Source organism: Methylicorpusculum sp. (genome assembly GCF_030651835.1).
Classification (GTDB): Bacteria; Pseudomonadota; Gammaproteobacteria; order Methylococcales; family Methylomonadaceae; genus Methylicorpusculum.
Map to the genome: position 1 here is coordinate 38,915 of NZ_JAUSBX010000122.1, position 11,733 is coordinate 50,647.

General features: G+C 50.0%; 4 protein-coding genes. All 4 read left to right on the forward strand.

Annotation, left to right across the window (positions count from 1 at the left end; all coding sequences use genetic code 11):
- Positions 1-96: 96 nt before the first annotated feature.
- From Q7V32_RS15740 to Q7V32_RS15755, 4 genes are read left to right on the forward strand one after another with little or no spacing between them, the layout of a single operon-like run.
- Entirely contained in the window at positions 97-5,742 is a 5,646-nt protein-coding gene (locus Q7V32_RS15740) for a PAS domain S-box protein (RefSeq protein WP_304897929.1), read from the forward strand.
- Positions 5,743-5,761: 19 nt separating this feature from the next.
- Positions 5,762-7,294, forward strand: coding sequence for a PAS domain S-box protein (locus tag Q7V32_RS15745; RefSeq protein WP_304897930.1), 1,533 nt, complete (start codon positions 5,762-5,764; stop codon positions 7,292-7,294).
- The gene (locus Q7V32_RS15750) at positions 7,258-10,077 is read left to right on the forward strand and encodes a PAS domain S-box protein (protein ID WP_304897931.1); all 2,820 of its coding nucleotides are present in this window, start codon (positions 7,258-7,260) and stop codon (positions 10,075-10,077) included. The genes Q7V32_RS15745 and Q7V32_RS15750 overlap by 37 nt, the downstream gene beginning before the upstream one ends.
- Complete coding sequence (locus Q7V32_RS15755; RefSeq protein WP_304897932.1) at positions 10,067-11,197, forward strand: HD domain-containing phosphohydrolase; 1,131 nt, start codon at positions 10,067-10,069, stop codon at positions 11,195-11,197. Before Q7V32_RS15750 ends, Q7V32_RS15755 begins: the two co-directional genes overlap by 11 nt.
- Positions 11,198-11,733 lie beyond the last annotated feature (536 nt).

Sequence of the window (11,733 nt, forward strand, 5' to 3'; positions counted from 1 at the left end):
TTGCTATGTCACTTCGCTTACCTTGTTTTTTTGTGCATTCCCCTAGCCTTATCAAAGTGACTTATGTTCATACTTAGTCTTAAATGGAGATTTGTAATGACCACCTGTTTGGTTGTTACCTTTGTCTCTGCATTTTTTTCGTATAGCTTGTTCGATAGTCAACAACGCGATTACCTTGAAGTCGTCGATGCCAGATTGTTAACCGGTGTCCAAATGGTGCGCCATCTGGTTGGCGCGGACTTTCACGATCAGATCACGAATGCCGGTTCGGTATCACCTGCTGATTATCGGACAATCGTCGAAAAATATAACGAAATTGCCGGAAATACTGGCTTTCAGTCTCTGTGGAGTTATCTGTTTCTGCCGGATGGCCGTGTTGTCGTCACAACAACCTCACACAGCAAGAATACCGGCAAAGGTGATCATGCCGGTTTTTTCGATTCCTATAGCGACCCGGAAACCATTCGTCTGGCTCATCAAAGCGGCGTGCCGACGTATGCCAGTTTCAACAATAAACGGGGAAAAGGGCGCATGCTGCTTGTCCCCTTTCAAGACAAACAGGGACGCACCTATGTTTTTGGTGCCAGCATTTCAACCGACGAACTTGACCGGCAGCTAAAGTCGACAGGCTGGACGGTCTTGACGCTGTTTTTCTTCGTAATGTCCGTGACAGCCGGAGTTGCTCTGGTGCTGGGGCAGAGGTTTGTTCGGCCGATACAAAGATTGCAAGATATCACAGCCTTCCATGAGCAGGAAAAAACATTGCGCCTGGAGAGCGAAAAAAACCAGACCATTCTTCGCAATGCCAGCGATGGCATTCATATACTCGATTTGAATGGCAACCTTATCGAGGCCAGTGATTTTTTCTGTGCCATGCTGGGATACTCGCGGGAAGAAATGATAGGTTTGAATGTTTCAAATTGGGATGCTCATTTCGAAGACGACAAACTGATGGATCTTATTCGACAAAAGTTCGAAAACCAGGAACGTTCGCAGTTCGAAACCCTGCATCGCCGTAAAGACGGCAGCATACTTGACGTAGAGGTCAGCGCCGTTCCAATGCAGATAGACGGCAAACCTGTATTGTTTAATTCATCACGCGACATCACGGACCGCAAACAGATCCAGCAAACGCTGTTGCGCAGCGAAGCCAACTTCAAGCGCGCCCAGGCAGTTGCTCATATAGGCAGCTGGTCACTGGACATTGGCAGTGGCACGCTCGATTGGTCGGATGAGGTTTACCGCATTTTCGGAATCGAACCCGGAACCATCATCACTTTCGAAAGATTTCTAGCCTGCCTGCATCCTGACGATGTCAATAAACTTTTAACAGCCTGGAATGCGGCCCTCAGTGGTGGTGTTTTCGATATAGAACACCGTGTGCTAGTCGCAGGTGAAACCCGCTGGATACGAGAACGGGCAAGCATAGACTTCGATGCTGACGGCACGCCCTTGACCGGTATCGGCACAGTTCAGGATATTACCGGAACGTGCAAGCTGATTGACGCTTTAGTGATCAATCAAGAGCGGTTGTCGTTCGCCTTGAAGGGCTCAAATGATGGCCTTTGGGATTGGAATCTGGAAAGTAACGAAGTCTACTTTTCGCCACGCTGGCTGGAAATGGTGGGTTACGCTGAAGGTGAACTGAAGCAAAACTTTGAGACATGGGAATTGCTGGTGCATCCCGATGATAAAGCCCGGTCTCTGGCTACAGTGGCTGATTATATTGAAGGACGCATACAGCGCTATGAAATAGAATTTAGGCTGCGACATAAGCAAGGCCACTGGCTGGATATTCTGTCCCGCGCAAAATGGGCTTGCGACCGAGACGGTCAGCTCATCACTCCACGCCGCCTGGTTGGCACTCATGTGGATTTGACTGAACGCAAGCGAGTTGAAAAAGCTCTGGCCCACCAAATTACTTTTACCGAGTCACTCATCAATGCCCAAAATGATGGCGTTTCAGCTTGCTGTGAAATCGAAACATTGCCCTTTATTCGTTTCACAGTCTGGAATCAGGCCATGGAAGAATTGACCGGTTACAGTATTGAGGAAATCAACCGACTGGGCTGGTATCAGACGATGTATGCCGATGTGCAAACACAGGAGCTTGCTCAACTGCGCATGAACCGCATGCGCCAGGGTGAAAATCTAAAGGGTGAGGAATGGACCATCACTCGCAAGAACGGAGAGAGGCGTACCGTTCAGATCTTCACTTCATCGGTTACCACTCACGACGGCAAATCGCATGTTTTGACCGTCATGCACGATGTCAGCGAGCAAATCCGTGCTCAGACTCAATTACGAGAAAGTGAAGAACGTTTGCGCGTGCTTTTTGAAGAATCAGCCGATCCAATACTATTGATGGAGAATGAAACATTCATCGATTGCAACAAGTCAGCTCAGAATTTGCTTGGATTAGAGAATCGAGATCAGATAAGAAACGTCAGACCCAGCGACATTTCTCCCGAATATCAGCCCGATGGACAGCGCTCAGACGAAAAAGCCGCTCAGATGATCGCGAAAACAATTGATCAGGGTAACCATCTTTTTGAATGGGAACACATAGCCGCCAACGGCAGGCCTATTAGGGTTGAGGTCATGCTGACAGTCGTGATGCTTAATAAAAAACCCATTATGCATGTCGTCTGGCGAGACCTGAGCCGGCTGCATTCGGCGCTGCGGGAATTACAGAAGCGCGATCGCTACCAGCGGGCAGTATTGGATAATTTTCCATTTCTCGTCTGGCTTAAAGACGAGGAAAGCCGTTATCTTGCGGTTAATCAACCTTTTACCGAAGCCTGTGGCTGGATATCACCCGATGACATTATCGGCAAAACCGACTTCGATTTATGGCCTAAAGAACTGGCTGAACACTATCGCTCCGTTGACCGGGAAGTTTTGGTTTCCAAGCAACCCAGGTCACTCGAAGAACTGATCGAAGGTCCAATCCTTGCCAGATGGTTAGAAACTTACAAATCTCCGGTTACCCTGGACGGACGCGTTATCGGCACCGTTGGCTTTGCGCGCGATATCAGTCTTCGCAAGCAAAGCGAATGGGCCATGGAACGTTATAGCGCGATGCAAGAGCTACTCTATCAAACCTCTTGCACTTTCATTAATTTACCCCTGGATCATATAGATCAGGGCATACAGGATGCGCTGGAACAGATGGCGAGGTTCGTGGGCATTGACCGCGCCTTTATCTTTTCTTACAACGCTGATGAGAACACGGCATCGAATACTTATGAATGGTGCGCGCCGGGTATTTCCCCCCAAATCGAAAATTTACAGGATTTTTCGCTGCAACATTTTTCCGAATGGGTGACCAGTATTTGTCTGGGTGAAATCACGCTAATTCCGAACGTTTCTGCAATGCCTGCCGGCATCATAAGAGACTCGCTTGAACAACAGGATATAAAAAGCCTGCTGTTGATTCCATTGATGATCAAGAATTGCTGTCAGGGTTGGGTTGGCTTTGATGCGGTTCAGAGCCAACGTGATTTTGGATCTGATGAAATTCAGCTGTTATCCCTGTTCGCCAATCTTCTGGTCAATATTGATGATCGCCGCAAAATTGATGATGACCTGAGGAAAAGCCAGAAAATGCTGGCTGAAACTCAACGGGTAGGACGAATTGGCGGTTGGCGGGCCATCCCCGATGCCAACGAACTCGAATGGTCCGAGGGCATCTATAGACTGGTTGAAGTATCTCCGGATTATCGCCCCGACCTAAAGAGCGGACTTGATTTTTTCGAGCCGAATTCGCGTGAGAAAGTCGTTGAAAGCTTCAAAAACAGCATCATTACAGAGCAGCCTTTCTCTATAGAAAGTGAGTTGCTCACTCAAAACGGCAAGCACGTTTGGGTCGAATTGCGTGGCTCCCCACATAAGGGTAATGACAGTCCGGACTATTTAACGGGGACTATCCAGGACATCACTAAGCGCAAGCAAGCCGAACAGGAACTTGCCCAATACCGGTATCATCTTGAGGACATGGTTCAAGCACGCACAAATGAACTGGAAAATGCCAACCGCCGATTGAGCATGAGCGATCAACGCCTATCGGCCATGTTCGCCATGAGCCAAAAGATTAACGAACTCAATGAAGACCAGCTCTTACAACTGGGGATTGAGGAAGCAGTTCGCTTGACCGGCAGTGACATCGGCTACCTTCATTTTGTCAACGATGATCAGGAAACCATTGCGCTTTATACCTGGTCTGCCAATACCTTGCGTTATTGCACGGCGGCCTATGATTCTCATTATCCAGTCTCTGCCGCAGGCATATGGACTGATACCGTGCGTTTTAAACAGCCGGCGATACACAACAACTACCAGGACATGCAAGGCCGTTCAGGCTACCCGGAAGGCCATGCTTATCTGATTCGTCATCTCGGCGTACCCGTCATCGAAGACAACAAAGTGGTCATGCTGATGGGGGTGGGGAATAAAACAAGCGACTACGATGACTCAGACATCAATCAACTGCAACTGATAGGCAACGACCTTTGGAGCATCGTCATGCGGCGCCGCACCAACGAAGCGCTGGCCCAAGCCAGGGAAGCTGCCGAGGCGGCCAGCCGGGCAAAGAGTACTTTCCTGGCCAACATGAGTCATGAGTTGCGGACGCCTATGAATGCGATTATGGGCATGACGCATTTAGCCTTGCGCAAGGCCGAAGATCCGAAACTGAAGGATCAACTCACCAAGATCGATAAGGCTTCACAGCACTTGCTGGCTATTATCAACGACATTCTAGATATCTCTCAGATAGAGGCCGAGCGTATGACTTTCGAACAAATCGATTTCCAACTTGATGAGGTTATGAAAAACGTGACCAGCTTTGTCGCACAAAAAATTGCCGATAAAGGCCTGATGCTGCGAATCGACACCGCGCCGGAAATCATCGGACTTTCGTTTAAGGGTGACCCGCTGCGCTTGGGACAAATTTTGCTAAATATAACCGGCAATGCGGTCAAATTTACCGAATCTGGAACCATTACCCTCTCGGTTCGACTGGCTGAGAACCACTCTGACACGGTATTGCTGCGCTTTGAAGTGCAGGATAGCGGCATTGGTATCGCCGATGAGGATATGAAACGGCTCTTTAACGCCTTCGAACAGGCAGACGGATCCATGACTCGCAAGTACGGCGGCACCGGCCTGGGTTTGGCCATCAGCAAGCGTCTGACAGGATTGATGGGCGGCGAAATAGGTGCAACCAGCAAACCTGGTGAGGGCAGCACCTTCTGGTTCACCGTCAGGTTAATCAAGGGGGCTGACTACCTGAAAACCGAGACTCCCTCTGCACATGAAACCGCTGAAGCACGGCTTAAAACGCAATTTCTGGGCAGCCGAATTCTTCTAGTCGAAGACGAACCGGTCAATCAGGAGGTTTCGCGGTGGCTGTTGGAAGAAGCGGGCATGACGGTGGATCTGGCCGAAAATGGAAGGATGGCCGTGAATATGGCCAAGCACGGTGATTACGCCTTGATACTGATGGACATGCAGATGCCGGAAATGAACGGCATCGATGCAACGCGAATGATCCGGACACTGCCAGACTATGCCGACACCCCGATCCTGGCAATGACCGCCAACGCCTTCAATGAAGACCGCGTCGAATGTCTTGAAGCAGGAATGAACGATCACATCGGCAAACCGGTGGTTCCGGATACACTTTATGAGACTTTGCTAAACTGGTTAACGTCAACAAAAGATACCATCACTAAACATTAAATTTACGTGTAAGTCCATAATGAATGCATCTTTAACTATCAATTCCGGGCAATCTAAAATCCTCTGTCTTAATCAGACCAGACGAATCAACGATTTCCTCGAAATGTCATCTGCCGCCATCGCTTTTGTTGACAAGGATGGCACTATTTTAGAATTAACCCCTTCTTTTACCCGTATCTTTGGCTACACCATAAAAGAGATTCCCCATATTGATGCCTGGTGGATGCTGGCCTTTCCCGACCCGGTTTATCGTGAAAATCGGCGTAAGCAATGGAATGCAGATGTAGCGAAGGCTCTTGAGCACGGGGGTAAGATCCACAATTTTGAAGGCCATGTGTGCTGTAAGGATGGCCATTATGTCTGGTTTGAGGCCCATACCAGTTTTTCCGGGAATGAAATCTTCATCATGCTGGCCGATATCAGCCGCCGTAAGCAGGCGGAAAATAAAGCCATTGATTTCGCACACGAGGCCGATACCCTCAGACGCGAATCGGCCTGGCACAATCTTGCGCTGAGCACCAGCCACTCGGGAACCTGGGAGTGGCTCCCGGAAACCGAAGAACACCTTTGGTCGCCGGCAATATGGGACTTGTTTGGGCTGGATAAAGAAAATCAAACACCCAGTTTTGCCTTATGGGAAGCGATTATCGATACTGCAGATCGGCTCCGGGTTACCCAAAAGATCCGGGAAGCCGTTAACCAGAGTAAGGATTTTCTGGATGAATACCGCATTACAGTTTCAGGGCAACAACGCTGGCTCTATGTGAGCGGACGTTCTATTCAAACTGATCCCGCACATCCTTTGCGCTACTTGGGTATCGTCATGGACATCACTGAGCGCAAGCAAGCCGAGATAGCACTGCGCGAGCGGGAAGAAGTCATGAGCGCTATCGTTACCCAAGCAGGCGATGCCATAGAATTGACTGATCTGGAAACATTCCGGTTCGTCGAGTTTAACGACGCGTCCTGCTCATTACTGGGCTATTCTCGCGAAGAATACGCCCAGCTTACGGTTTTCGATATCCAGGCTGAACTTTCCAGGGAAGAGATACGAACACGGTCTGGGAATGCAATTAGCGAAAAAGAACTGCGGTTCGAAACAAAACACCGGCGCAAAGACGGTCTGCTGGTCGACGCGCAAGTCAGCATGCGATTTATTGAACTGAGGGGCCGCCGATATAGTGTCGCCATCTGGGGTGACATCAGAGAGCGCAAAGACCTGGAAGCCAGAATGAATTATAAGGCCATGATTGTCCAGGCAACGCCTGACGCGATGTTTATCCATGATTTTATGGGGCGTTTTGTCGAGGTCAACCGGCAGGCATGCGAAAGCGTCGGTTATACGAGGGAAGAACTGCTCGGTATGGCCTGCTCGATCTCGAAAAAGACTTCAACCTGGCTAGCGCCCAGTCTGAATGGATTCATGTCAATCCGGGAGAGACCCATATCCTGCTCGGCCGCCATCGGCGCAAAGACGCCAGTGTATTCCCGGTCGAAATACATTTCGGATCAATCGTGTCAGACGGGCAACCGGTATTTGTCGCAATGGTAAGGGATATATCCGAAAGACAAGCCGCTGAAGCTTCTCTGCGAGCCAGTGAAAAACGCTTCCAGGATTTCGTCGAGGTTTCAGCCGACTGGATCTGGGAGGTTGATACCGAATGCCGCTTCACCTTCATCTCTAAATCCGTGGAAGCCATCTTGGGTTACCCGCCGGATGAAATTTTGGGCTGCAGGCCTTTCGATCTCATGTTGCCGGATGAGGCCGCCCGCGTCAGTACCGAATTAACCGCCTTAATGGCTCAACGCCGGCCCTTTCGTAATTTTGTCAAGACCAACACGCATAAAGACGGCACGCTCCGCCATATTGAAACCAGCGGCACCCCGATATTCGGTTCAGAAGGCGAATTATTGGGATACCGCGGCCTGGACCGTGACATTACCGAGTTGATCAAGGCGCGTGAAACCCTGGAAATTCATCAACAGCACCTGGAGCAGCAGGTGGCCGAACAAAGTTCCGCCGCGCTGGCGTCTAAGGAACAGCTGAACCTCATTCTTGAATCCAGCGCAGACGGCATTTTCGGTGCCAATACAAAAGGCGAGATTACCTTTGTCAACAGTGCTGCTGAGCATATGCTCGGTTATTCCTCAAGCGAATTGCTGGGCCGTTCAATGCACGACACCGTTCACCATAGCCATGCGGATGGAACCCAGCATTCCAAAACTGAATGTCCGATGCGAAATTGCCTGTTCAATAACGAGCTAATCAGAGTTGCCGACGATGTATTCTGGCGAGCCGACGGAACGCCCTTACCGGTGAGCTATGCCGCGCATCCGATGCAGCACGGCGGCGCAATTGTGGGCATGGTTGTCAACTTCTCGGACAACACGGTTCATAAGCAGTTCGAACAAGATTTACGCGAAAGAGAAGAAAGTCTAAAAGAAGCTCAGCGAATTGCTCATTTAGGCTGCTGGTATTTGGACGTGACGAGCAACCAGGTGGTTTGGTCGGAAGAGCTCAGCAGAATGTTTGGTTTTGAGTCAACACACCCAACCCCACCTTATAACGAACACCACAAGCTATTCACACCGGAAAGCTGGGAAAAGTTGTCCGTTGCACTGGATAAAACTGTAAAAACGGGAGTCCCCTATGAGCTTGAACTGGAGACTGTTCGTAAGGATGGTAGCAAGGGTTGGATTTGGGTGCGCGGAGAGGCCGTCACTGATGGAAAAGGCATTACTGCCGGTCTTCGGGGTGTGGCTCAGAACATTACGGACCGCAAGAAAACTGAAGCCGCATTGATAGAAGCACAAAAGGCTGCAGAGCAGATGGCAAAGATCAAAAGCGAGTTTTTGACCAACATGAGCCATGAAATTCGAACGCCCTTAAACGGTGTGCTGGGCCTCGCCCAGGCCGGCTATCGCGAAAATGCCGGTAGAGGCAAATCGCAGGAGCTCTTTACCCGCATCCTGGATTCGGGCCATCTACTGCTCAATATCGTCAACGATATCCTTGATTTCTCCAAGATTGAAGCCGGTAAGCTGGTTATCGAGGCTCAGCCTTTTTCACCCGGACACATTGCCGACGAAGTTCTCATTGTCACCACCGAGCGCGCTAAAGCCAAGGGGCTTATGGTGGAATCCTATCTCAGCTCTGACATACCTGCCGTATGTCTGGGTGATCCAACTCGAATTTCTCAGATCTTGCTCAATTTCCTATCTAATGCTATAAAATTCACCATTAACGGCAAGATTACTCTGGAAACTAACTGGAATGGCAAATCTCTCTGCTTCGCTGTGAGCGATACCGGTATCGGCATTGCTCCCGAAGATCATAAACGGCTTTTTTCTCCCTTCGAACAGGCTGACGCAAGCACAACGCGTCAATATGGTGGCACAGGTCTGGGGCTGTCGATCAGTAAGCACCTTGCGGAACTGATGGGGGGCGAAATCTGCGTCGAGAGTACGCCCGGAAAAGGCAGCCGATTTGAATTCCGGCTACCTTATATCGAATCCGATAGACCCTTAAATTCGATGCCCGCCAGAAGCTCTCTCCCGACACAGGGCAAACGTCTGGCAGGACTGCGAATTCTAGCCGCAGAAGACAATGAGGTGAATCAATTGGTGCTGGAGGACATGCTGACCAACGAAGGCGCAGCGCTAACTTTGGTGAGTAACGGCCGGCTTGCAGTGAAGGCGGTCATGCGGACTCCCAAAGCCTTCGATGTGATTCTGATGGACGTGCAGATGCCGGAACTGGACGGACGCGAAGCTACACGCCAAATTACGGCTATAGCACCGGACGTGCCGATCATCGGCCAGACGGCTCATGCGCTGGCCGAAGAACGGATCATGAACCGTGCCGCAGGAATGGTTGAAACCATCACGAAACCGCTGATACATGAAGAATTGATGGCGATAATAGTGCGCTTCGCGCCGACACCTGTGGTCTCCCCTATCGCTGCAGATTTGATAGATTGGGACTCGCTTTTCAAGCGCTTCAACAATCGAAAGGACTTCATCGAAAAACTGCTGCGGACTGCACTGTTGAGTCAGGAAGAAATTCCTTCGCAGTTGCGCAAGGCGGCAAGCAACCAGGATATGGAAGCCATGGCTTTTATCGGCCACAGCCTCAAGGGCACCGCCGGTAATTTTGCCGCGAAATTACTCTATGATCTTGCCCGCCGACTACAGGACAGCGCCCGCGCAAATTCCAGCGATGCCGCAACACTTGCGGAGCAATGCGCAGATCACCTGGATGAAGTTCTGAAACTTCTACGCGCCAGAATCGATCAACCTAAGACTGAAAACGAGAGACATCCGGATGGGCCTTAAACCAAACATTCTCGTGGTCGATGACCAGCCGGAAAACCAGCTGATCCTTGATGACTTGCTAACAGACGATTTTGTCGTGCATGCCGCGTCGAACGGCGAACAGGCACTCACCATGGTGACGGCAGGCACCCCTATCGATATCATCCTGCTCGACGTTATTATGCCCGGCATCAACGGCTTCGATGTCTGCCGCAGGCTCAAGGCATGGCCGCACACATGCAACATCCCCGTGCTCTTTCTGACCAGCCTGGACAGTATTGCCGACGAGACCGAGGGTTTCTCAGCGGGGGGCGAAGACTTCATCCATAAACCGTTCTCGGCTCCTGTTGTGCTGGCCCGTATTCATACGCATCTGCAACTGGCCAATACCCGACGCGACCTGGCTTTACGCAACGAAAATCTGGAACTCCTTGTCAACGAAAGAACGCGCGAACTGATTCGGCAAAAGCAGGAAGTCATCAATGCCCAGGATGCCACCATCATCGCTTTTTGCGCCCTCGCCGAAGCGCGAGACAATGAAACCGGCAACCATATCCGCCGGACTCAAAACTATGTGCGCATCCTGGCTGAACTCATGCGTAATCACCCGCGTTTTTGCGATGAACTGAACGACGACGTCATCCTGCAATTATACAAATCAGCTCCTCTGCACGATGTAGGCAAGGTGGCGATACCCGATGCTGTCCTCAACAAACCGGGTAAACTTACCGCTGAAGAGTGGGTCATCATGAAGCAGCATACGGAATTCGGCCGTGATGTAATCGCGCAGGTGGAACAGAATTCGGGCAGCGAAGCCAGCTTTCTACGCTATGCCCGCCAAATCGCTTACAGCCATCATGAAAAATGGGACGGTAGCGGATACCCTCAAGGACTGGCTGGCGATGCAATTCCCGCATCAGCCCGATTTATGGCTGTCGCCGATGTTTATGATGCTTTAATTTCAAGACGGGTTTATAAACAGGGTTACTCACACGAACAAGCCATCGCGATTATCTCGGAAGGACAAGGCAGACACTTTGATCCTGATATTGTTGACGCGCTATTGAAAAATGACGACTTATTCCAAAAGATTGCCCAAGAATTTCATGATGAATTTGCAACACTGAAAACTCTAACCTAACGATCATGAAGACTCTCACCGGCCCGGAAAAATGCAAGGACCTGGTTTAGGCTGCGGTTACTCGCCGGACAGGATGCAGTCAATAAATTACCCATGATAAATTCTTGTAATTCTTTGGCGTCGGTTGGGTTGACCATCATCAACCGCAACCCACACGATGCATCACCCTTGTTTTGTTGATCCCCTGAACAGTTACAGCTTCTTTTCCTCGCACTTTGGATCAAGGACGGATCGGATGAGCTAAAGCTTGTCAGCATTTTTTACATATCTGAATCGTGATCATTTTAAATCTTATCTGTTGATAGGCATAACTGATATAGATGTGATAGCCCATTAGAAACAATAGCGCTGTTGCCAGACTGACATGCACCGTTACCCACAAAGAATGAAACCAGGAATGTAACTACTCGCCCGCTTTGAATTAAGGGTGTAGGTGCTTGATTTCAAAGGACGCATCAATACGTCCCTGTAGCTCTCTGCAACATCCCTGTTGCAGAAGCCTTTTCAATCAACCACCTACACCCACTAAAATTGGA